General features: G+C 68.6%; 2 protein-coding genes. Both read right to left on the bottom strand.

The window, feature by feature from the left end:
- On the bottom strand, nucleotides 1–182 hold a 182-nt coding region (locus tag CWM66_RS28100), incomplete at its 3' end, for a thioesterase family protein (protein ID WP_199200074.1).
- 17 nt (nucleotides 183–199) lie between these two features.
- The coding region (locus tag CWM66_RS28095; RefSeq protein WP_304598303.1) for a Holliday junction DNA helicase RuvB C-terminal domain-containing protein at nucleotides 200–561 on the bottom strand (362 nt) is incomplete at its 5' end.

Raw genomic sequence — 561 nt, 5'->3', positions numbered from 1 at the left:
ATCGACCGCACCGCGAACACCAGCCCGTGATCCTGCCGCGTGCTTTCCTGCCCGTAGCCGAGCGAACGCATCCATTCCGTGCGCGCCCGCTCCATGAAGGCAACGTAGCGCGCATGGTAGACCACGCCACCGGCGTCGGTATCTTCCCAGTAAACCCGTGTCGGCCAACTGAATCGCGGCACGACGGCATTGGCGTCGCTCAAAACAGGTCTCCACTCTCGCCGGGGGCGTCGGCGGTATCTCGCCGCGGCTGCAGGCCCAGGTGGCGGTACGCCTTGTGGGTGGCCATGCGCCCGCGCGCGGTGCGCACCAGGAAGCCCTGCTGGATCAGGTAGGGCTCGATGACGTCCTCCAGCGTGCCGCGCTCTTCGGAGAGCGAGGCCGCCAGGGATTCGACGCCCACCGGGCCGCCGTCGAAATGGTCGATCAGGGTGTGCAGCAGCCGGCGGTCGAGTTCGTCGAAGCCTTCCGGGTCCACCTTGAGCATCTTCATGGCCGCGTCGGCCACCGCCACGTCGATGCGGCCATCGGCGCGCACCTGGGCGTAGTCGCGCACGCGGC

Origin of the sequence: Kosakonia sp. H7A, assembly GCF_003028445.1 — a bacterium.
Taxonomy (GTDB): domain Bacteria; phylum Pseudomonadota; class Gammaproteobacteria; order Enterobacterales; family Enterobacteriaceae; genus Kosakonia; species Kosakonia radicincitans.
This window is presented reverse-complemented; position numbering and strand designations above follow the sequence as displayed.